The following is a 21,707-nucleotide window of genomic DNA, read 5'->3' on the forward strand; positions in this document are numbered from 1 at the left end:
TCATTACATCTCACCCTGTGTTTTTTTTCCACTTTTGAGCCTATCCTTTCAAATGTTGCAGCGTAGAGTAGTCGATAAATTGGGTTTTTCCGTTCATTTACACGCCAAAGAAAATAATATTGACTTGGTTTTAGAGATTCTGAAGCCGGATAATTTTAAGCCATCAGTTTTTAGTGCGGAGTTAGATGCCTGTTTAGAAAATTTAAGAACCGAATATAAAGGGCAGTTTAAAGTTTCTGTGGAGGAACGCCTGAATCAGTATGTGGTTGGGGTGGTATTGACGCCCTGGGTGGATGCCTAAAATTATTTTCTCAATGAACAAAAGAAAAGGTCGCCCTGTATTCCAGGACGACCTTTTCTTTAAGGGTTTATGAAGAATCTCTAAAGCTGATTATTCCGGCCTCCATCCTCGTTTAGCTGCTAGACGGGAAAATGAAAGAATTTTGCCTATTTCGGGTTTTTTCCAACAAAGCAGATGAATGGAAGGAGGTGAATGCAAGTTTAGCCAATTTCGGGCTATTTAAGATTCAGCAAAATTAACCACCGCGCATCGGTAATGAGCGTTTTCTAAACACACCACGGGATCTAGCGATGAATAATTCGGTTTAATCTTCCAGCACATTGTTCATAAAAGAAGACTTCAGGCCGATAAAGCAAAGTAGAAAGATAATGCCCCACTTCAAATAAACGTCATAGAAGTCCTGAGTGTCTTTGAAACGGGTCTCCATGATTTTTGCTTTCTCGAATTGGTCAATTTCATCAAAGACATTTTCCAGCGCTTTATTGTTGGATACCCGGTAAAATTGTCCGGCACCAATATCTGCAATTTCACGAAGGGTGGTTTCGTCCAGGGTATTTTCCACCATTCTCGGGCGTCCAAAGAAATCTTTCCCCCAGGGCACTCGACCTTCTTTTCCAATGGCAATGGTATAGATTTTGATCCCATAGGCTGCTGCTAATTTTGCTGCGGTAATCGGGTCAATATTACCAGCTGTATTTTCTCCATCAGAAAGTAAAATAATCACTTTTGATTTAGCATCACCATCCCGCATACGGTTGGTAGCTACAGCCAAGGCGGAACCAATGGCCGTTCCGTCATTCGCAATCATTTTAAAATCAATTTCCTCAATATACTCTTCCAGTAATTTGTAGTCCGTGGTGAGTGGTGCCAATGAATAGGCCTCTCCGGAGAAAATGACTAATCCGATGCGATCCTGAAAGCGGCCCTTAACAAAGTCAGAGCACACTTTTTTGGCAGCGACTAAGCGATTGGGTTTGAAATCCTCGATTTGCATGGATCCGGAAATATCCACGACCATGGTGATGTCAATCCCTTCGGTCCATTGTTCCACTCTTTCATTGGTCTTCTGTGGTCTTGCCAATGCGATTAACAAAAGGGCCATGGCAAGCGCAAAAAACAATGGTGGAATAAACCGCAGAAGCGTAATCGCACTCCATTGTAGTTCCCTTTTGGTGAGGGCAATGGGAAGTCTTTGCTTCAGCTTAATGTTCAGCAACCACTTTAAAATAAAAAGCAGGGGGATGAGTAAAATTAGAAATAATACCCAGCTGAATTCCCAGGTGAAATTATTTAATATGGACGGAGTAAACCATTGCAAACTCCACCATTCATGATCCAATGCGTTATTTACTTCAGTCATTTTTTAATTGGTTGAGCTTGTCCTCGTATTTGCTAATGGCCAGATCTCTCAGTCGGTCGTAATTTTGGGTGTCAATCTGCTGAGCTTGTTGGCTATAAATATTCATATCAATAAGACGGAGGGTTTCCAAAACTTCCGGCTGCTGGAGAATTTTCCCAATTTCTTTGGTGGTCAATTTAGGATAGGGACGATTGTCCACTTTTTCCATATAATGCTTCCATAAGGAAGAAAGCGCTTCCTCCTCTCTCTTGGAAGTATGCTGGTCAAAATTGCCCAGGAATTGTCGATGCTGACGCTCCAGCTTGCGAATGTTAAACAGGCGCTTGATTTTACCCCCAAATAATCCGAAGGAGATGATGGCTAGGAAAAGCAAAATACCGGTCCCGGCCATCCAATAAGGATAATTGAAGGGATAAATAACCGGATAGTAATCGGCAGCTGTTTCCAACGCAATGGAGTCCGGCATAGTCAATAGGCTGGGCTTGAAGTTGATCTCAGCCATGGGTGTAAATACCGGAACACTGTCTTTTTCCTGCACCCAGTAAATGGGTACGGAGAGTTGCTGCAGGCTATCGGTCTCAAAAGTAGAGATGTGGTAGACGATGCTATCTGTACTGATCCCTTCGGTGGTGACGGTAGTGTAAACCTCTCTGGAGTTATACTCAAAAGGATGAAAGTTGTATAGGGAATCCGGAAACAGGATGTTCAGATCCATGGGATAATGGGCCGTAACGATATACGTTAAATCTTCCCCTATCATTACTGAATCCCTCAGGAAAAATCCGTCTAGCTCAATTTCCTGTGCCTGGGTTTTTCCCAAAAAAGCCAGCTGAAGAAAGCTCACTAAAAAAATACAAAAGCGATTAGCCATTTTTCTTACTTAAATTTCTGACTTTGAAAAGTTTGATTAATTGTGGGACGTAGTCATCTTCCGTGTCTACTCTCAGATAATTGGCTTCATATTTTTGGCAAAAATCCTTGAGCTTGTTTTGGCTGTCCCCATACTTATCCTGAATTTTTTTTCGGAAGGCAGGAGAGGAAGTATTCACCCAAATGGTTTTCTGAGATTCTTTATCATAGAGCGGAATGATGCCTAACCTTGGGAGTTTGGTCTCCCTTTGATCAAAGATATGCAAAACCACCAAGTCATGCTTTTTGGCCAAGGCTTTCAGGTTTTTTTCATAGCCCTCATCGATAAAATCTGAAATCAGAATAATTACCGATCGCCTTTTGATCAAATTCAGACAATACTGCATGGCCCGCTCCAAACTGGTTTTTTTGGATTTTGGGGCCAGTTTATACAAACTGCTGATCAACTGATAAGCCTGAGACTCTCCCTTTCCGGGTTTTATATACTTTTCCTTTTGATCAGAAAAACAAATTGCCCCAACTGAACTGCCCTCTTTCACTGCAGAGAGCGCCAGCACACTGGTAATCTCGTTGGTGATGTCTATTTTTTGCTTCCCTTGCTTACCAATTTGCTGGGATGCACTCACATCCACCAAAAAGAAAACGGTCTGCTCTTTTTCTTCCTTAAATGTTTTGACATAGGTGCCATGTCCCTTGGCGGTCACATGCCAGTCGATGCTTCGGATGTCATCCCCATATTGGTAGGAACGCACATCATCAAACTCCAATCCGCTTCCTTTAAAGATGGAATGGTAGTCTCCCTGCATGTGGCTCTTTACCGCCTTTCTGATTCGAATTTCGTACTTACGTATTTTTTGAAAAATTTCTTTCACCTTATCCTATTTTTTGAAGGTCGGCGCTGAATCCGAACATTGGTATTTTTTTAAAATCATTGGCCTAAATATCATTTATTCCTCAGATGATATGGATATTGTCCAATGCTGTATTTTCAAAATTAGAAAGTATTCGCCTAATTTGCACTTGTGAAAAAATATTTTTTGTTATCGGTTCTATTCTGTAGCCTTTTGGGCTGTTCAGAAGAAAAAGTGAAAGTAGATAAGCCCAAGGGCTTGTTGTCTGAGAATGAGATGATACAGCTCATGATGGACTTCTATATTTTGGAGGCCAAGGTAAAAGAAGTGCGGGTGGGAAGAGATTCTGCAAAAGTGCTTTATCGTGAGTTAGAACCTCTGGTTTACCAGCAGCATGATATTGATTCGGTTGATTACCGCCAAAGTTTAGAATATTATCTTCACTTTCCAGAGACCATGGAAACCTTCTATTCCGCCATTGTGGACAGCCTGAGCTTGAAAGAACGAGTGGCAAATGATAAGGAAAAGGCGAGTAAGAAAAAAGATAAGTTAAAAGAGGCGAAGGAAAATGAGCCTCAGGATTAAGGAAGCGAAAGGAGAGAAAATCAATGCTATACCCCCGCAGTTTTGAGGAGAAATTAGGTTTTGACCGTATTAGAAGCATCATCAAAGAAAACTGCCTAAGCCCACTGGGCATGGCCTATGTGGAGAAGATGCGTTTTTCCAAAAACTTTGATCAGTTACAAACCTGGCTCCAGCAGACGGAGGAGTTTAGAAGAATTTTAACCTCAGGGGAAAGTTTTCCCAATGCCAATTATATTGATGCGACCAGCGGATTGGACAAAGCCAGCCTGCAGGGCACTTTCCTGACGCAGGAAGAGTTTTTCGATTTGCTGCTGGCCCTAAAAACCATTGAAGGCATTGTCCGCTTTCTGAAAAGTAATGCAGAGGAATACCCACTGCTGTCTGATATCAGTGGGGCAGTATTCTTCAATCAGCAATTAGTCCATCAGATAGAAGCCAAAATTGACGATAAGGGTCAGTTACGCAATAATGCCAGTGCGGAATTACAACAAATTCGCGCCAAGATACAGGGGCAGCAGGTACAGCTTCGCCGGGTTTTGGACCGAATCCTTCGGGAGGCTAAAGCCAAAGGCTATACCAAAGACGATGTAACGCCCACCATTCGTGATGGCCGGATGGTGATACCGGTGAGTGTTGCCTATAAGCGTTCCATCAAGGGATTCGTTCATGATGAATCCGCCACCGGGCAAACGGTATATCTGGAGCCGGCGGAAGTGCTGGAAGTGAATAATAGCATTCGGGAGCTGGAATATGAAGAGCGAAGAGAAATAGTTCGTATTCTGACCGTGCTGACGGATGCCCTTCGTCCGGAATTAGATTCCCTCAGAAAGGCTTTTCGCTTTTTGGGCTTGGTGGATTTTATTCGTGCCAAGGCCAAATTTGCTGTAAAGCTGGAAGCCCATATGCCGGAATTGCATAACCGTACCTTGGTGGAATGGTATAATTCCCGTCACCCATTATTATGGATGGCCCATCAGGAGCAGGGTAAACCTGTGGTCCCTTTAAATATTCGCCTGAGCCAGCAACAAAGGATATTGGTGATTTCCGGACCGAATGCCGGAGGAAAGTCGGTTTGTGTGAAAACAGTGGGGCTGGTACAGTATATGATGCAGTGCGGGCTTTTGGTACCCATGGATGGCCATTCCAAAATGGGGATTTTTCAGAACGTATTCTTGGACATTGGAGATGAGCAGTCGATTGACAATGACTTGTCGACCTATTCTTCTCACCTGACCAATATGCGTCATTTTGTGAATAATGGGAATAAGCGGACGCTGATTCTGATTGATGAATTCGGTACCGGTACTGAGCCTCAGTTTGGGGGCGCTATAGCGGAATCTTTACTGAGCCAGTTTGCAGAAATGGGCATGTATGGGGTGATCAATACACACTATGGCAATTTGAAGCGCTTCGCGGATAAAACCAAAGGCCTGGTGAATGGCGCCATGCGTTTTGATCTGGAAAAACTGGAACCGCTTTACGATTTAGAAATCGGCAAGCCGGGAAGCTCTTTTGCTTTGGAGATTGCCCGTAAAATCGGATTGCCCAAAGAGGTATTGAAAGATGCTCAGGGCCTTGTGGGGGTGGATCAGGTGAAGCTGGACCGAATGCTGGGGCAGCTGGAAAGTGATAAACGCAAGCTGGAAGAAAAACTGAAGAAGGCGGAAGACCGGGACCGTCGCCTGAAGCTTCGTATGGAAGAATATGAAGATTTGAAAGCCAGACTGGATGATAAGCGCCGAGACCTGATTGACGACGCCAAACGGGAGGCTAAAGGAATTATGGAGGGCGCCAATCGTCGGGTAGAGGCTGCCATTAAGGAGATTAAGGAAAAGAAAGCCTCCAAAGAGAAAACCAAGGAGGTGCGCGAGCAGCTGGAAAAATACAAGGGCAATATTAAAATTGGCCAGCGAAAAACACCGGCAGCAGAGGTAAAAGAGCCGGAATTCGTGGTTGAAGGCGGTACCATCAAGGTGGGCAATTATGTCCGGGTGAAGGATTCCGGCACTATAGGAGAAGTATTGGGCGTACGTGGTAAAGACCTGGAACTTTCTTTAGGTGGATTAAAAACCACCGTGAAAATGAACCGAGTGGAGAAAGTATCCCGCCGGGTGCAGAAGAAAGAAGAAAAAGAGCGCAGCAGTCGTGTGAGCATGAAGGGCATTGATATCAATGCCAAAATGTCTAATTACACAGCAAATCTGGATATCCGGGGTCGTCGCGGAGAGGAAATTTTCTTTGATGTCCAGAACTTTGTGGATGAAGGCGCCATGTTGGGGTTTGACGAATTGCGCATAGTGCATGGAAAAGGGGACGGCATTTTGCGGGATGTGGTGCGGAATATTCTGGACACCATGAGTCAGGTAAGGGCCTATAAAGATGAACATGTAGAGCGTGGAGGAGCGGGTGTAACCGTCGTCCATATCAAATAAAGAAATCAGGGAGCTTAGCTCCCTTTTTTTATTTCAGTTTTTTCCACTAAAATTTGCCTTCCATCGGGGGGATTGTGCAAATTGAGTATGCTTTTACTGACCGTAATCAATTTTTCGTTTTGAAGTTTTTTTTGAATAAAGTACTGCCCATGGCGGGCATTTTGGCTTTTATCGGCTTGTTCTCTTATTGGTATTTGGGTGGATTTGAGCCGCTGAATGTAGAGGAAAGTGGTGCCCTGGATTATCCCTTGATGGGAAAGTATTATGAGGGCAGCCCTAATGCTGCGGAATTTCGGGAAATATTCGAAAGCCTGCGGGATCAAATAAAATCCGGCCAAATGCAGGGGCCATTGGTGCTGGTGGATTATGGCTCCGAAGACAGTGAACTTATTCAGGTATTTGTCGGCGCGCAGGGGGATTCGTCTGTGGGAGCGGGATGGGAGCGTAATCATATTCGTTCTTCAGGAGGCTTTGAAGTGAGCCTGGGGAACAGGTCATGGTGAAGCCACGTCCGGAAGAAGTAGTCCAAGAAATCCGGAATTTTGCCAACCAAAAGAGCCGGAAATTGGCCAATTATTCCTTAGAATTGTATTTTGAAAATGAAGAAATAAAGGTGCAGATACCTTTTCAACCTTAAGTTTATGGGGGCAATTTTTAAGCTTATTCGTTTTAATAATCTGTTGATTCTGGCATTTACCCAGATATTGGTGGCCATAGCCCTGGTAGGGGTTTCTCCGGCGTCAGTAGATTTACAGCAGTGGCTTCCGCTGTTTTTTATCGTACTTTCCACTGTATTCATCGCAGCTGGTGGCTATGTGATCAATGATTACTATGATGTGAAAATCGATTATATCAACCGGCCGGAACGGGTAACCATCGGTTCGGATATCAGCCGGCGAAAAGCCATGTTTTTCCATTTTATCATTACCGGGCTGGGCATTTTAATTGCGCTGATCCTTTCCTGGAAAACCGGCCTGATCGCTGCCTTTTCGGCCTTTTGCCTGTGGTACTATTCCAATCAGCTGAAAAGAATGCCGCTGATCGGTAATCTGACCATCGCCATGCTGACCGCCCTTTCATTGATGCAGGTCAGCATCTATTTCGGGCAGTCCTATCTTATTACCGGCATTTATGCCGTATTTGCTTTTGCCTTAACGGTCATCAGAGAGCTGATCAAGGATATGGAAGATGTGGAGGGCGATAAAATGCACGGTTGTAAGACGGTGCCCATCCTTTGGGGGATGCGCAATACCAAGCGTTTGCTGATGGTGTTTATCACCCTTTTTATTCTATTGATGATGGGCTGGATGGTCAGCACCAACAATGTGCACCTCAATATTTATTTTATGGGGCTGAGCCTGCCATTGATATTGGTGGTGATCTATCTGCTAAGGGCAGATACAAAAAAGCATTTTAAAAACCTCAGTCTGTTTTGTAAACTGTTAATGATGGGTGGTGTACTCAGTATGTTGATGGTTTAACGAACTCTTTGCTTCCTTCACGCGTTATGAAAGCATCAGTGTAGCGCCAAAGAATATTCAAAACGTCATTTTCGTAGAAGGAAGTGGCGTTTTTTTGTTGGTACATTTTTTAACCCGAATTATTCGCTGCGAATTTTGGTTTTTAAACATACCCTAAGTATGATTATTCATGGCTTTTTTATGAAAATACCAATGGGCAGATTATGGGAAAGATCCAGTTCCCAATGAAGATCTATTTGATTTGAGTGCTTGTTTATTAGTTAGGTTACTATCTTTTACAATATTGACTTTATAGTAGGCTGTCGAATATTTCGGACAGCTATCAGGTTTCTTCCTGACAAAGGGCTTTGACGTGATCAGAAAAGGGTTTGATTTCCTTACGTTAAAGGATTTTCGACAGCCTAACTTTATAGTACAATATCTTCCACATTAACAGTCCGGCCTTGATCAATGGGCGGATAGACAAAGGTTCTGCTGGCGACCAGAAGGCATTACAGCGACATTTTAGCCATATTTCACAAATCTCCTGACCTCTCCAAATGTCGCCTTGATGGATTCCGTCAGCAGGTTCGTTGTCCCGCCGACATTGATCACAGCCTTGATTTTTTTGTTTCGTTTTTTATCAAGAAAAAATGAAAAAGAAACGATTGATGATTAAATATAATGGTTCGAAAGGCCGATCTAGCTTTTTATGAAAAGCCCTGCATGACTATTCGACTTTTAAATTATTTGGGCCAGTCCTCCTGACGTCGGTCGGGCTTTCGGCAGTCGATCTTTATGCAAGCCGCTACGCATGAAGGCTGCGAAAAGGAGCTTCGCAAAGCGGCGCCGGCAGGTCTCGAGTATGCTCGCGGGCGATAGCCCGCCGGGGCAAGGATGAAGCGGGTCTGTTTAAACCACAGCGGCCCAAAAGGCCGATGGGGTGAGCCGCGCCAGCCTGATGCTGACGTCTAAGCGGCAGCAGCCCCCCAAAAAAAGTACCCTCTGAATACCGTGCTGTAAGCCGAATTACTCACCGCTGGATTTATTGATGGTGCTCAAAGGGTTTGCTTTCAGTTTGGGCCGGGTGTTTTGTTATTTTATCGCCCCGATATGGGTAAGCATGCTTTCTCCTCCTTTATCTGCTTTCCTGGAAAAAACTTAAAACAGGAGACTATTCCTTGATATTTTCTGTCTTGAAGCAGAACGAAGATTTAAACATGCATAATTCGGTTTAGCTACCGCAGGCCATGCAATCCTCCGGATTATCCAGAGAGCAACTCATGTCCGACTGTTTCTGCGCTTTGATTTCTTCCGCCGTGGGCTGCAACTCCTCTTTTTTCAGGGTGAACTTGATGGCATCTGCCGCCGCTTTGGTTCTGAGATAATACATGCCGGTTTTAAGGCCTTTTCGCCAGGCATAAAAATGCATGGAGGTCAGCTTGCCGAAGTTTACATCCTGCAGGTGAACATTCATGGATTGTGACTGGCAGATATAGGGCCCGCGGTCAGCAGCCATCTCCAAAATTGATTTTTGAGAGATTTCCCATACGGTGCGGTAAAGATCCTTGATGTTCTGAGGGATTTCATCTATGGTCTGAATAGAACCATTGGCCGCAATCAGCTTTTGCTTCATCTGTTCATTCCAGAGCCCAAGTGAAATGAGATCTTTGAGTAAATGTTTATTCACCACAATGAACTCGCCCGAAAGGGTTCTGCGGGTGTAGACATTGGAGGTATAGGGTTCGAAGCACTCATTGTTTCCCATGATCTGGGAAGTGGAGGCGGTGGGCATGGGGGCCACCAGTAAAGCGTTTCGAATGCCCTTATTGACCACCTCCGCTTTCAGGCTTTCCCAGTCCCAGCGGTTGGAGGCCGGTGTTACGCCCCAAAGGTCAAACTGGAATTGCCCTTTGGAGGCGGGGGAGCCCTCGAAAGTTTCATAGGCGCCCTGCTCTTCTGCCAGTTCTTTGGAAGCCGTCATGGCCGCAAAATAGATGGTCTCGAAAATGTCGGTGTTCAGTGCTCTGGCTTCTGGCGAATCAAAGGGCATGCGCAATTGAATGAATACATCAGCGAGTCCCTGTACGCCCAGGCCAATCGGGCGGTGCCTTTTGTTGGAATATTCGGCTTCCGGCACCGGATAATAGTTGCGATCAATGACTTTATTCAGATTGCGGGTGATCACTTTGGTGATCTCGAACAGTCGCTGATGGTCAAACACGCCTTTGATGATGAACTTCGGTAGTGCGATGGAGGCCAGATTACATACGGCCACTTCTTTTTCTGACGTATATTCCATAATCTCTGTGCAGAGATTGGAAGAGCGGATGGTGCCCAGGTTTTTTTGGTTGGACTTCTCATTGGCGGCATCTTTATAAAGCATATAAGGGGTGCCGGTTTCTATTTGGGATTCCATGATCTGAAACCAAAGGTCCTGTGCTTTGATGACTTTTTTTGCTTTTCCCTCCCGCTCATATTTTTCATATAATCTTTCGAAGGATTCGCCATAGGCATCATACAGGCCCGGGCATTCATTCGGGCAGAAAAGGCTCCATTCTTCATTGGCCTCTACCCGCTTCATGAACAAATCGGAAATCCAAAGGGCGTAAAAAAGGTCTCTGGCCCGCATTTCCTCTTTTCCGTGGTTCTTCTTTAATTCCAGAAATTCAAAAATGTCGGCATGCCAGGGCTCTAGATAAATGGCGAAGGAGCCTTTCCGCTTGCCACCACCCTGATCTACATAGCGGGCCGTCATGTCAAAATTACGCAGCATGGGCACGATTCCATTGGAATTGCCACCGGTGCCACGGATGTAACTGCCTTTGGATCTGACGTTGTGAATGGAAAGCCCGATACCTCCGGCCGATTGGGAAATGAGTGCGCATTGCTTGAGCGTATCATAGATGCCCTCAATGCTGTCGTCTTTGGTAGTGAGCAGGAAGCAGGAAGACATATTGGGTTTGGGGGTGCCGGCATTGAAGAGGGTGGGGGTGGCATGGGTGAACCACATCTGCGACATGAGTTCATAGGTCTCCAGGGCGGCCTCAATATCTTCTCCATGAATGCCAATGGCCACCCGCATGATCATATGTTGCGGACGTTCGACTATGCGGTCGTCCAGACGCATGAGGTAGGAGCGTTCCAAAGTTTTAAAACCGAAATAATCATACTGATAGTCCCGGTCATAAATGATGTTGGAGTCCAGGGTGGCGGCATTGGCACGAACCACCTCGTAAAATTCCTTGCTGACCAGGGGGGCACGTTCTCCGGTGGCCGGATTTACACAGGTGTATAGTCTTTTCATGGTGTTGGAAAAAGACTTGGCGGTTTCTTTATGCAAATTCGATACGGCAATGCGGGCTGCCAATCGCGCGTAATCGGGATGCCGTGTGGTCAGGGAGGCGCATACTTCTGCCGCCAGTTGGTCCAATTCCACGGTGGTGACCCCGTCGTATAAGCCCTCAATAACTTTTTGGGCCACATCGAGGGGGCTGATATAGTTTTGGTGGAGGCCATAGCAGAGTTTCTCTATGCGAGCGGTGATTTTGTCGAATCGAACGGACTCTTTGCGGCCATCTCTTTTTAAGACTAGCATATTCGGGAGGTAGGTTTTAGGAGGATTGAAATTGGTGATTAGAAATCTTCGTCCATACTGAATTTTGGAGTATCAGCATTTTCTTCCTGTTGCATGACGCCGGCTTTTTGGTATTCGGCCACGCGTTTTTCGAAGAAATTGGTTTTTCCCTGCAGGGAAATCATTTCCATAAAATCGAAGGGGTTTTCAGACTGATATATCCGCTCGCATCCTAATTCTACTAAAAGCCGGTCGGCGACAAATTCGATGTATTGGTTCATTAGTTTGGCATTCATTCCAATCAGGCTTACCGGAAGGGCATCCGTCACGAACTCCTGCTCAATGTTTACGGCATCACTAATGATTTCTCTGATTTTTGCTTTGGGCAATTGATTTACCACATGTTTTTGATGAAGGTGGCAGGCAAAATCACAGTGCAGGCCTTCATCTCTGCTGATTAATTCATTGGAGAAGCTCAGGCCGGGCATTAAGCCTCTTTTCTTTAACCAAAAAATAGAACAGAATGAACCGGAAAAAAAGATACCTTCTACCGCTGCAAAGGCAATTAGACGTTCCTGAAAGCTGCCGTTGTCAATCCAGCGCAAGGCCCAGTCGGCCTTTTTTTTCACGCAGTCAATGGTCTCCATGGCATTGAAAAGTTTATCTCTTTCTGCCGGATCCTTGATGTAGGAGTCAATCAGCAGGGAATAGGTTTCTGAGTGGATGTTTTCCATCATCACCTGAAAACCGTAAAAAAACTTGGCTTCCGTATACTGTACTTCACTCAGAAAATGTTCGGCCAGGTTTTCATTCACAATCCCATCCGAAGCGGCAAAAAAGGCCAGTACATGGGAAATGAAATGTTTTTCTCCTTCATTTAAATTTTCCCAATCTTTTAAGTCCTGACTCAGGTCAATCTCTTCCGCCGTCCAAAAGGAGGCTTCTGCCTTTTTATAAAATTCCCAGAGGTCATGATGCTGAATAGGGAAAAGGACGAATCTGTTGGTATTTTCCTGAAGAATAGGTTCTTGTGATAAGGGGCTTTCTTGGTTCATGTTGTAGGTTTCAGTTTTGATTTGTTGATGGGCTACCGGATAACTCCACGCGCAAGTCGTGAGAGGTGATGGCCTGCTAACTTATAAATTCAATAAAAACGCCTTAAATTGCAAGCGGGGCAAATGGGTGAAAATCTGCTGTTTAGCGTTTGGTAAAGTATTTGTTGTGTGAGCTGGGTGGTTGTTTTTCAGTGAGTTATAGTTGGGTCTGGAGGATGTTTTTCGCTCTTTGAACTTTATTTTCAGAAGGCGGAAAATCTAATAATCAGGCAGACTTTGTAAGTTGCAGAAAAACACCTATATTTGCATTCCGTTTGAGTAAACGGTACTTAATTATTAATCGAATAATTATTTAATTAACAAATGTACGCGATTGTAGAAATAGCCGGAAAGCAGTTCAAAGTAACGCAAGATCAGTACATCTACGCTCCTTTAATGAAGGACGCAGAGGCTGGCGCTTCCGTAGAGTTCGACAAAGTATTGTTGGTTGATGCCGACGGTCAGGTCGAGATTGGTGCTCCTGTTGTTGAAGGTGCTAAAGTTTCAGCTGAAGTAGTAGAGCACGTAAAAGGTAACAAAGTGATCGTTTTCAAAAAGAAACGTCGTAAAGGTTACAAGGTGAAAAATGGTCACCGTCAAGGTTTTACTAAAGTTGTAATTAAAGGTATCTCTAAATAATTTGAACCATGGCACATAAGAAAGGTGTAGGTAGTTCCAAGAACGGTCGCGAGTCGGAAAGTAAACGATTGGGCGTTAAAATTTTTGGTGGTCAGGCAGCTATCGCTGGTAACATCATCGTTCGCCAGCGTGGTACAAAGCATCACCCAGGTGAGAACGTAGGTATTGGTAAAGACCATACTTTGTTCGCATTGGTTGATGGAACAGTAGCATTCCGCAAAGGTTACAAGAACCGTTCTTTCGTATCTATCGTTCCTGCTGAAACAGCAGAAGCATAAGATCAGAGACAGAACAGTCGAAAAAATTAGAAAGCTCGCCTTATGGCGGGCTTTTTTGGTTTTGGGCTTATTTTTTTTGTTGCCTCATGATTGAGGGAGGATGGAGTTAAAGGTGGGTGGATTTTTTTAACCACGAATTTCACCAATTTTCACGAATTATTTTGAGGATGGATTGGGTAATGCGCATTTCCGGGGAGGTTTACTTTTACATCGATCGGTCTTGATTATTTATGGTGCTTGCTTTGGGGGAGAGGCAGGGAAGGATTTTTTTGTCATGAATGACGCGAATTTTCACGAATGATTTTTAGGGTGGATTGGGTAATGCGCTTTGCCTGGAAGGTTTACTTTTACATCGAACGGTCTTACTTGATTATTTATGATGCTTGCTTTGGGAGAGAAGTAGGGGAGGATTTTTTTGCCACGAATGACGCGAATTTTCACGAATGATTTTTAGGCTTGCTTATGAGGGTGGAGGTAGTTGAGAAACCTTCCATCACAACACTCCGGCCTTGATTAAAGGGCGGTTAGGCAAGGGTTCTGCTGGCGACAAGAATGCATCACAGCGACATTTCCTTTTCATCCTCTCCAAATGTCGCCTTGATTTTTTGTCAAGAAAAAATGAAAAGGAATATTGTGAAGGTTGGATTGGTGGTGAGATTTTTTTAACCACGAATTTCGCCAATTTTCACGAATTATTTTGAGGATGGATTGGGTAATGCGCTTTGCCTGGAAGGTTTACTTTTACATCGAACGGTCTTGCTTGATTATTTATTGTGCTTGCTTTGGGTGAGAAGTTGGGAAGGAGTTTTTTGCCACGAATGACGCGAATTTTCACGAATGATTTTTAGGCTTGCTTATGAGGGTGGAGGTAGTTGAGAAACCTTCCATTACAACACCCGGCCTTGATCAATGGGCGGTTAGACAAGGGTTCTGCTGGCGACAAGAATGCATCACAGCGACATTTCCGCAAGCGCTTACTAGTTTTCATCTTCTCCAAATGTCGCCTTGATTTTTTGTCAAGAAAAAATGAAAAGGAATATTGTGAAGGTTGGATTGGTGGTGAGATTTTATTAACCACGAATTTCGCCAATTTTCACGAATTATTTTGAGAGTGGATTGGGTAATGGGCATTGCCGGGGAGGTTTACTTTTACATCGATCGGTCTTGCTTGATTATTTATGGTGCTTGCTTTGGGAGAGAAGTAGGGGAGGAGTTTTTTGCCACGAATGACGCGAATTTTCACGAATGATTTTTAGGCTTGCTTATGAGGATGATCAGTTGGAAAGCATCATAGTAAATCTTTCATCATAAATAATCATCGTTTGGCAACTTTTTGATTTTGAGTGGATTGTAATATTGATTAATTAATGAAAATCATATTGAACGAAATCCAAACCCAACGTTTTCAAGAATTAAAGGATAAGCCACCAATATTGACAGATCACATCGCTTCCCAAACTTTTATGCATCATCTGACCTTTTTTTTATTTGAATTAAAAGAAGATCATAAAAAAAGTCGTCAGCGACTTCGGGCCGTCAGGCGGTATGTGATGAAGTTTCAGGCGCTGTGCTGGCAGACACAGGAACAGCTGAAAGTGGCCAAGGGGAATTCGGTTGAAGTGAGGGATTTACAGGATAAAATGGCGGAATGTCATGACCGTTTACAGCACTATATGAACTTGAAGGGGCTGGAAGAAAAAAGTACAGAATTAGAACGAGAGGCCATAAATTCGGTCAAAGCCTATGGTCAGGAATTATGTAATGCCTTTAAAGTGGAGGGGCCAGAGGGTACGTCCTTAGTTTGGGAGGGGCGGGCGTATATTGTGCCGGTGAAAACGACCATTGTTTAGATATAAGTTTAGTTTTTTAGTTAGAAACCTTCGTGTTAACCTCTTTGGCATGAAGGTTTTTTTGTGGCCTGGAATTTTAACTTTGCCTGCTAATGGGCATCTATTTTGTAGATGATTATATTGTCGGAAAATTTTGAATAAGATAATACAATTCATAGATGAGTTTTGTGAAAAATATGGAATCGCGTTATACTACTAAAATGTATGATGCTTCCAAAAAGGTCAGTCCAGCGCAAATTGCTGATTTAAAGCGAATCCTGCAGTTGAGCCCATCTTCTATCAACAGTCAGCCATGGGGCTTTACTTTTGTAGAAGAAGAGCAGCTTAAAGCGGCATTGGCGCAAGTGTCATTGTTCAACGCACCTAAGGTTGAAAATGCTTCTCATGTAGTGGTGTTTAATGTAATCAGTGATCTGGCTTATTTTGAGGAAAATCATATTGGGGCTTTGCCGGAGCGCCAGCAAGAGTATTATAAAAATTTCCTAAAGCCCATGCCGGAAGCGGAGATCAAGGCCTGGATGAAGCATCAGGTTTATCTGGCTCTTGGGGTATTTTTAAGTGCATGTGCGGAGATGGGAATTGATTCCACCCCTATGGAAGGGATTGATGTCGCGGCTTATGCTGACTTATTGAAGCTGGAAAAGCACGAGACGGTCTTTGCAGTGGCAATTGGTTATCGGGATGTGGAGGATTTTAATCAGTTGGATAAAAATCCAAAACAAAGAAAGGTGTTGGAAGAGGTGATTGCGACTATTTAGAAGGTGTTGAAAGTCCGGAATTCGTAAAGGGAAACAGGAAGAATTGCAGCGGCACGGCTTTTTCATAAAACTACAAATAGGCAAATTATAGAAATGATCTAGTTCCCAATGGGGGCTATTTGATTTGAGCGCTTGTTTATGAGTTAGCTTACTACCTTTTACAGTATTGACATTATGGTATAAAATCTTCCACATCAACCCTCCGGCCTAGATCAATGGGCGGATAGACAAAGGTTCTGCTGGCGACCAGAAGGCATCATAGCGACATTTTAGCAATATTTCACCAATCTCCTACCCTCTCCAAATGTCGCCTTGATGGATTCCGTCAGCAGGTTCGTTGTCCCGCCGACATTGATCTCAGCCTTGATTTTTTGTTTCGTTTTTTATCAAGAAAAAATGAAAAAGAAACGATTGATGATTAAATATAAGCTGTTGAATGGCCGATCTAGCTTTTTATGAAAAGCCCTGATTACAGAAGCGAACACCTTTTATTTTGAAGTTATACCAGTACTATTTTGGGGAAATATTCCAACATTGTTTTCAATCATTCGAATTTGTGTTTGGATGGGCTTGATTTTGCCTCTTTCGTCATCTTTGTTAGATAAAAATTGAAATAGGGGAAGTCCTCAATTTTTCTCGCCTTGCAGCTAAACGAAGATTCAAGACTGAATAATCCGGCTTAAGCATAAATAATCCTGATAATTAATTCTGGATAAGTGCCCCTATAAAAGAAAAGCCCTTTCGGTATAGAGTCGAAAGGGCTTTTTTATTATTTTCTGAGTGCATTGTACTTCTCCTGCACCTCTAAAGGCGGGTTGAAGTAGCCGTAGGCAATATGTGGAAATTCCTCATGAATGGCTTCCATAACCTCAGCTACGCCCATACCATCGCCGGTATCCTCAATGCCCATTTTTTCCAAATACCAGTTCAGGTCAATATTGAAGTTACGCCACTGAATCATGCTCAGGTCAGTGTATTCAATCACCTGTCGGAGGGTTTCATATTCCTCAATATTGTCGGTGAATCCCGGCAGGGTGAAATAGTTGATGGATGCCCACTTCCCATGCTGACGCGCAATCTTGATGGACTCAATTACATCCTCGTACTCGTAATTATTGGGCAGGTAGTAATTGGTGTACAGGTCTTTTCGCACTGAGTTCATACTTACCCGAATGCTGTCCAATCCCGCTTTGAAAAGCTCATCAACGGCCTCTGGTTTGGAGCCATTGGTGTTGAGGTTAATAATGCCCCTTTTGGTCTTTTTTCGGATGGCGATAATGGTATCACGGATCAATTGCCAAACCAATAAGGGTTCTCCCTCACAGCCTTGTCCGAAGCTGACAATTGGGAGTGGAGCGGTTTCCAGATGCGGAACGGCCATTTCCAAAACTTCTTCAATATAAGGGATGAAGTCCAGGCGGTTTTGCATGGCATCAATTTCATGTTCTTCCGGCTGAAAGCTGATACAGCCTAAGCAATTAGAGTTGCAGGCAGGGGATAAAGGGATCGGGGCTTCCCAGCGACCCATAAAGAAATTCCGGGCGGCAGGGCAACTGTAGGTCAAAGAACAGTTATTGCCTAAATGCTGAATCAGGCGATTTTCTGGAAATTTTTCCAGGGTTTCAACAGTTTTTTGCTCTATGGCCTCGCAATCAAATTGCTCAAAATCCTGACGTTTGTCCGGGTCGATTCTCACGGCGGTAGTGTAGAACTTGCCATCCAGCCAGCCTACAGCAGTATAAGCATACAGTGGAAGGGTTTCTGCTCCTTCTGTTTCTTCATAAGCCGGCATGAAGGTCTGCGTATAAGCCGGCGAAACAAAGGCTGCTACCGCAAATACATCTTCCAGTAATTCAATTTCGCCAGTATGGACATTTCGTCCGTAAGGGTTGCGACAAGGCATGGTGAAAAATTCACTTCCTTCCGGTAACTCAATAAAATCCTCGGGCTCCAAACTTACCAGGCGGGTGCCTGAGCGGCCAATAACCTCATAATTTTCTTCTTCAAACATATTGCCCTCAGCATCGCAGGTAAGCAATAGCGGAAGGCTGTCCGGATGCTGATTGGCAGCCGCTTTGGTTTTATGAATGTTCGATTGTTCCTTCAACACGGTATTCCTTTTGAATGATTGTTGATAATAACCTATTGATATTAAGTGCTTTTCCTAGGTGTTGGCCTGCGGAAATGTCGCGCAATTTAAGGAAAAATTGTCAATAGATCATCAAAATACCTTTTTCATCCCTTCTTGCTTAGGCATTAATAGCTGTAGACCATCTTGATATGTGGGATTCGGTCTTCTAGATAAATGTCTCCTTCCGGAATAAATCCAACGGACTGGTAAAAGCTGACAATGGCTTGTTGAGCGGAAATTACGATCTGCTCTGTTTCGGGAAAGGCGCTTTTGGTGGCTTGTAGTGCTTCTGTCATCAATAGTTTGCCAACTTTTTGCGGGCGAAATTCCGGACTGACGATGATTCTGCCCAATTTCTTAATGGCAGGGTTTTCGGTGGCAATTAAGCGGGCATATAAACCTAATTGGTCCTTGTTTTTTCCCAGAAAGTGATGGCAGTTTTGGTCCAATTCCTCTAAATCCGGATAGGGGCAATGCTGTTCTACGATGAAGACATCGATGCGCAGTTTGGCCAGATCAAACAATTCCTTTTTGCTTAGCTCCTGATAATGCTTTAATGCGAAATCCCAACTCATCTTTTTTTTGGCAATCTAATAAAAAGGAAATCAATAGCGTTCAAATAGTCGACGGAAACTTCTTCCTGTAGCAGCGCCTATGCCTCCCAAAAAGGCACCCATAAATCCGGTAATTACGAAAATAAATTTGTCCATATATTCCGGTAATTGAAAGAGCAAGGCGATTTGCCGGGAGAGTATTTGTTGGTTTTGCTGATCCAGCCAGATGGCATACGACAGCCATAGGAAACCAATAGCCAGAAAGCCGGTGGCAAAAGCACTTTTGTTGAATAGAAAAGCGACTATGGCGGTAGCAGGTAATATGATCCAAAAAGGGAAAAGCCTGCTTAGGAAGCCGCTAATCACCACCATGAAAGTGAACTGTAGGAGGTTGTGCAGGCTATTTGACTTTGGCCTGAATATGTTGAATTTCATAATTGCTTGTCGCATTAAAGTTTTTGAAAAAAGGGATCTCCCGGTATTGGCCATTCACCCATTCCTCTACCTGATTTTGGTAATAGGGACTCGCTGGATTGCCGGAGGGCCCACCGGGGTAAATGCCCCATATTTTGTTGCCCTCCGGATGCAATGCGGTAATCATACGCCAGGAGGGGCCATGCCGTTGGGTGGCCGCATTAATGGAGCCGGCATTTCCTGCCACAGGAGCGGCAATGTTGAAGGCTTTGATTCTGGCTAAATGTTGCAAATAGGTGCCCTTATAAGCTGCCCATTCTAATTTTTTACCACTGATCTCTTCCTGCATTAATTTGTGCATAGCATTTTTGAATGCCAGCTGAATAATGGCCGGAGCATCTTCCTTTTCCGGGGTGGATAGCAAATCAAAAAAGTAAAAATCAGGATTTTCTTTCAAGATTTTGATGGTGGTATAATGGGAGGGTTTCAGTAGCGGAAGTCCTTTTTGATCCCATTCATCATAGAGTAATCGGTAAAGCTCCTTCCACCAGGCGGCATAAAAGGTGGGGGCTTTTTCATAGGCCTCATTTTGAAAATCCCAGTTTTTAAGCGCTATAAATGCTTTCTGGTGAAAGTCGGGTAAGCCCTCCGTATTGATTTGATTTAGCCAAAAGGGAAGACTTTCTGAGGCTTGCAGGTTGAAGTTATCATTTTGCATTTGCATCATTTCCGATACGGACCATTTTTCCTTTTCTTCCAGCAATTGAAAAATTCGGCGATTTCGATAATATTCATATTTTTTCGCGGTGATGAAATAAGGGTAGGTAGAATCAGCCGGATGCTGGTTGGCTGAAAAAACGAAATTTCTCTCCGGTTGGTATTCAAATACATTTTCTTCAAAAGGAATATAAGTTTTCCAGCCATTCTCAAGACTGTTTCCTTCCTGTAAAAAACGCCCATTATGATTGGTTCGGGCCGGGAACTTCCCATGGACGTGCATGGCGATCTCATTGTCCACTGAGGCAAAGACAAAATTTTGCGCCGGCGCCTGGTAATAAGATAGAGCCGTCTTAAATGCTTCATAATTTACCGCCCGATTGATTTTATAAAAAGCCAATACTTCATTGCTGGGGTCATGGGCAATCCATCGGTAAGCGTAACCCGATCGGGCTTCCTCAGCGCGGTAGTGCCGATCATAATAAACAGGTCCAAAAGCAGTATACTTTACCGTATCTACAAAATCCTCCTCGTCTCTGATTTTGATAACTTCCAATCGATTTTCTACCGGTGTGGCTTTTCCGTCTAAAAGATATTGATGTTGCTGATCGTCTAAAAAGGTAATGCGGTACCAATCCACCAAATCCCTTTGTGCATTGGTGACGCCCCAGGAGATATGATCGTTCATGCCGATGATGATACCGGGTGTACCAGGCAGGCTGGCGCCTATCACATTGATGTCCGGAGACTGGAGTTGTATCATATACCAAAGGGAAGGAAGGTTAAGTCCCAAATGTGGGTCATTGCACAGGATGGGATAAGCTGTTTCACTTTTATTACCATTGACGGCCCAGTTGTTGGAGCCATTTAATGGGTTTGGACCTTCATCTAATGGCATATTGATATAGCTGAAGGGGATTTCAGCTTCCTGTAAATCGGGGGAATGTTTCCATTGGTTGGCTTTGTTGACGATCGGGATTTGCCCCTTTTCCATCAGTGGATAGAGCAGATCAAAATTCTTCTTTCCTAACCAGGCTAAAGCGTTGGTATTTTCCAAATCTGCATTGGAAGAAGAAAGGCTTTCTGCCATATATTTTAAAAGTAAAGCTGATTTTAGGGGGCTCCAGGTTTCAGGTCGGTAACCGATTAACTTATACTCAATGGGTAGATCTTTTTTGTTGAGCTGATCAATATAAGCATTGACACCGGCGGCATAGGCCTTTAGCATATTGGCGGAAGTCTTCACGGACATGAAAGCGTCCCTTGCTTTTTCAGCGGCATATAGCATTCCTTTTCTTCTCTGTCCCCGATCAAACTGGAGAATCAGCGAGTCTTTTCCCAATATTTCAGAAAGTCTGCCTGCTGCGGCCATGGTTTGAAAATCCATTTGCCAGAGCCGATCCTTGGCCGTCATATAACCCTGCATATAGTACAAATCCCAATCGGATTGGGCGAAAATATGTGGGATGTGGCTGGAGTCCAATGCGATGTCTACCGTTTGGCGAAGGCCTTTGGATTTAATGGTTTTCGGGCTTTTTAAGCCGGTGTTGCGTGGAGTCGCATTTTGCCAGAAGCCTTCAAAAGGATTTAGGAAGTGTCCTAATGCCGGAACTTTGCCCCAGGGCCGATTTAAACTATAGCCGAAGAAAATGGAAAGCCCTAAAAGGAAAAAGAAGCGTATGACTTTCATGAGGAGGAATTGATTAGGTTAAAAAATTACAGCAATGCCTAAAAAATATCAAATTATTTGGGTATTTTCCTTAACCACAGACTGATAAAGCCGCTTTAAAAAGGCGTTTAATGATATCAGTTGGAAAAACTAAACCCAAAATTTGA

General features: G+C 43.9%; 18 protein-coding genes. 9 read left to right on the forward strand and 9 right to left on the reverse strand.

Going from position 1 to position 21,707, the window contains the following annotated elements; all coding sequences use genetic code 11:
- Positions 1 to 52: 52 nt before the first annotated feature.
- Positions 53 to 301, forward strand: coding sequence for a hypothetical protein (locus NG22_RS18080; protein WP_253275639.1), 249 nt, complete (start codon positions 53 to 55; stop codon positions 299 to 301).
- Between the two features lie 304 nt (positions 302 to 605).
- On the opposite strand, the gene NG22_RS01465 is transcribed toward NG22_RS18080, so the two are convergent.
- Genes NG22_RS01465 through NG22_RS01475 form a run of 3 tightly spaced genes read right to left on the reverse strand, consistent with a single transcriptional unit; the run spans position 606 to position 3,403 of the window.
- Positions 606 to 1,661: a VWA domain-containing protein gene (locus tag NG22_RS01465; RefSeq protein ID WP_053404073.1), complete on the reverse strand. Its 1,056-nt coding sequence runs from the start codon at positions 1,659 to 1,661 to the stop codon at positions 606 to 608.
- Entirely contained in the window at positions 1,654 to 2,532 is an 879-nt protein-coding gene (locus tag NG22_RS01470) for a hypothetical protein (protein ID WP_053404074.1), read from the reverse strand. Before NG22_RS01470 ends, NG22_RS01465 begins: the two co-directional genes overlap by 8 nt.
- Positions 2,525 to 3,403 carry a DUF58 domain-containing protein gene (locus tag NG22_RS01475; RefSeq protein ID WP_053404075.1) on the reverse strand — a complete coding sequence of 293 codons (879 nt, stop codon included), beginning with the start codon at positions 3,401 to 3,403 and terminating at the stop codon, positions 2,525 to 2,527. Before NG22_RS01475 ends, NG22_RS01470 begins: the two co-directional genes overlap by 8 nt.
- 150 nt (positions 3,404 to 3,553) lie before the next feature.
- Between NG22_RS01475 and NG22_RS01480 the strand changes: the two genes are divergently transcribed.
- From NG22_RS01480 to NG22_RS01495, 4 genes are all read left to right on the forward strand, one after another.
- Positions 3,554 to 3,967: a DUF4296 domain-containing protein gene (locus NG22_RS01480; protein WP_157600808.1), complete on the forward strand. Its 414-nt coding sequence runs from the start codon at positions 3,554 to 3,556 to the stop codon at positions 3,965 to 3,967.
- A gap of 23 nt (positions 3,968 to 3,990) precedes the next feature.
- Positions 3,991 to 6,399, forward strand: a complete 2,409-nt coding sequence (locus tag NG22_RS01485) for an endonuclease MutS2 (RefSeq protein ID WP_053404077.1) — start codon at positions 3,991 to 3,993, stop codon at positions 6,397 to 6,399.
- Between the two features lie 53 nt (positions 6,400 to 6,452).
- Positions 6,453 to 6,902: a hypothetical protein gene (locus tag NG22_RS01490; RefSeq protein ID WP_053404078.1), complete on the forward strand. Its 450-nt coding sequence runs from the start codon at positions 6,453 to 6,455 to the stop codon at positions 6,900 to 6,902.
- Positions 6,903 to 7,040: 138 nt separating this feature from the next.
- On the forward strand, positions 7,041 to 7,880 hold the full coding sequence (locus NG22_RS01495; protein ID WP_053404079.1) for a geranylgeranylglycerol-phosphate geranylgeranyltransferase: 840 nt from the start codon (positions 7,041 to 7,043) through the stop codon (positions 7,878 to 7,880).
- A gap of 1,213 nt (positions 7,881 to 9,093) precedes the next feature.
- Here the strand turns inward: NG22_RS01495 and NG22_RS01500 are convergent.
- Positions 9,094 to 11,457 (reverse strand): ribonucleoside-diphosphate reductase subunit alpha, encoded by a 2,364-nt coding sequence (locus NG22_RS01500; protein WP_053404080.1) that lies wholly within the window; start codon positions 11,455 to 11,457, stop codon positions 9,094 to 9,096.
- Between the two features lie 38 nt (positions 11,458 to 11,495).
- Positions 11,496 to 12,491 (reverse strand): ribonucleotide-diphosphate reductase subunit beta, encoded by a 996-nt coding sequence (locus tag NG22_RS01505; RefSeq protein ID WP_053404081.1) that lies wholly within the window; start codon positions 12,489 to 12,491, stop codon positions 11,496 to 11,498.
- Positions 12,492 to 12,854: 363 nt separating this feature from the next.
- Between NG22_RS01505 and rplU the strand changes: the two genes are divergently transcribed.
- From rplU to NG22_RS01530, 4 genes are all read left to right on the forward strand, one after another.
- Positions 12,855 to 13,169, forward strand: a complete 315-nt coding sequence (gene rplU / locus NG22_RS01510; RefSeq protein WP_053404082.1) for a 50S ribosomal protein L21 — start codon at positions 12,855 to 12,857, stop codon at positions 13,167 to 13,169.
- An 8-nt stretch (positions 13,170 to 13,177) separates the two neighbouring features.
- Positions 13,178 to 13,447 carry a 50S ribosomal protein L27 gene (rpmA, locus tag NG22_RS01515; RefSeq protein WP_053404083.1) on the forward strand — a complete coding sequence of 90 codons (270 nt, stop codon included), beginning with the start codon at positions 13,178 to 13,180 and terminating at the stop codon, positions 13,445 to 13,447.
- 1,367 nt (positions 13,448 to 14,814) lie between these two features.
- Entirely contained in the window at positions 14,815 to 15,297 is a 483-nt protein-coding gene (locus tag NG22_RS01525) for a hypothetical protein (protein ID WP_053404085.1), read from the forward strand.
- Positions 15,298 to 15,473: 176 nt separating this feature from the next.
- Positions 15,474 to 16,055, forward strand: a complete 582-nt coding sequence (locus tag NG22_RS01530; protein WP_253275640.1) for a nitroreductase family protein — start codon at positions 15,474 to 15,476, stop codon at positions 16,053 to 16,055.
- Positions 16,056 to 16,824: 769 nt separating this feature from the next.
- On the opposite strand, the gene NG22_RS01535 is transcribed toward NG22_RS01530, so the two are convergent.
- The 4 genes from NG22_RS01535 to NG22_RS01550 form a co-directional block, all read right to left on the reverse strand.
- Positions 16,825 to 18,165 (reverse strand): radical SAM protein, encoded by a 1,341-nt coding sequence (locus NG22_RS01535; RefSeq protein WP_216597581.1) that lies wholly within the window; start codon positions 18,163 to 18,165, stop codon positions 16,825 to 16,827.
- Positions 18,166 to 18,311: 146 nt separating this feature from the next.
- Positions 18,312 to 18,761, reverse strand: coding sequence for a GNAT family N-acetyltransferase (locus NG22_RS01540; RefSeq protein ID WP_053404087.1), 450 nt, complete (start codon positions 18,759 to 18,761; stop codon positions 18,312 to 18,314).
- 30 nt (positions 18,762 to 18,791) lie between these two features.
- Positions 18,792 to 19,175, reverse strand: coding sequence for a hypothetical protein (locus tag NG22_RS01545; protein ID WP_053404088.1), 384 nt, complete (start codon positions 19,173 to 19,175; stop codon positions 18,792 to 18,794).
- The gene (locus tag NG22_RS01550) at positions 19,141 to 21,561 is read right to left on the reverse strand and encodes a penicillin acylase family protein (protein ID WP_053404089.1); all 2,421 of its coding nucleotides are present in this window, start codon (positions 21,559 to 21,561) and stop codon (positions 19,141 to 19,143) included. The genes NG22_RS01545 and NG22_RS01550 overlap by 35 nt, the downstream gene beginning before the upstream one ends.
- Between the last annotated feature and the right edge of the window lie 146 nt (positions 21,562 to 21,707).

The sequence above is a fragment of the Persicobacter sp. CCB-QB2 genome (assembly GCF_001274635.1).
Classification (GTDB): Bacteria; Bacteroidota; Bacteroidia; order Cytophagales; family Cyclobacteriaceae; genus Persicobacter; species Persicobacter diffluens.

What these genes read in the sequence shown, in the direction of transcription:
- NG22_RS18080 (WP_253275639.1), top strand. Translation starts at nt 53, where the DNA reads ATGTTGCAGCGTAGAGTAGTCGATAAATTGGGTTTTTCCGTTCATTTA.
- NG22_RS01465 (WP_053404073.1), bottom strand. Translation starts at nt 1,661, where the DNA reads ATGACTGAAGTAAATAACGCATTGGATCATGAATGGTGGAGTTTGCAA.
- NG22_RS01470 (WP_053404074.1), bottom strand. Translation starts at nt 2,532, where the DNA reads ATGGCTAATCGCTTTTGTATTTTTTTAGTGAGCTTTCTTCAGCTGGCT.
- NG22_RS01485 (WP_053404077.1), top strand. Translation starts at nt 3,991, where the DNA reads ATGCTATACCCCCGCAGTTTTGAGGAGAAATTAGGTTTTGACCGTATT.
- NG22_RS01495 (WP_053404079.1), top strand. Translation starts at nt 7,041, where the DNA reads ATGGGGGCAATTTTTAAGCTTATTCGTTTTAATAATCTGTTGATTCTG.
- NG22_RS01500 (WP_053404080.1), bottom strand. Translation starts at nt 11,457, where the DNA reads ATGCTAGTCTTAAAAAGAGATGGCCGCAAAGAGTCCGTTCGATTCGAC.
- NG22_RS01505 (WP_053404081.1), bottom strand. Translation starts at nt 12,491, where the DNA reads ATGAACCAAGAAAGCCCCTTATCACAAGAACCTATTCTTCAGGAAAAT.
- rplU (WP_053404082.1), top strand. Translation starts at nt 12,855, where the DNA reads ATGTACGCGATTGTAGAAATAGCCGGAAAGCAGTTCAAAGTAACGCAA.
- rpmA (WP_053404083.1), top strand. Translation starts at nt 13,178, where the DNA reads ATGGCACATAAGAAAGGTGTAGGTAGTTCCAAGAACGGTCGCGAGTCG.
- NG22_RS01525 (WP_053404085.1), top strand. Translation starts at nt 14,815, where the DNA reads ATGAAAATCATATTGAACGAAATCCAAACCCAACGTTTTCAAGAATTA.
- NG22_RS01530 (WP_253275640.1), top strand. Translation starts at nt 15,474, where the DNA reads ATGGAATCGCGTTATACTACTAAAATGTATGATGCTTCCAAAAAGGTC.
- NG22_RS01540 (WP_053404087.1), bottom strand. Translation starts at nt 18,761, where the DNA reads ATGAGTTGGGATTTCGCATTAAAGCATTATCAGGAGCTAAGCAAAAAG.
- NG22_RS01545 (WP_053404088.1), bottom strand. Translation starts at nt 19,175, where the DNA reads ATGAAATTCAACATATTCAGGCCAAAGTCAAATAGCCTGCACAACCTC.
- NG22_RS01550 (WP_053404089.1), bottom strand. Translation starts at nt 21,561, where the DNA reads ATGAAAGTCATACGCTTCTTTTTCCTTTTAGGGCTTTCCATTTTCTTC.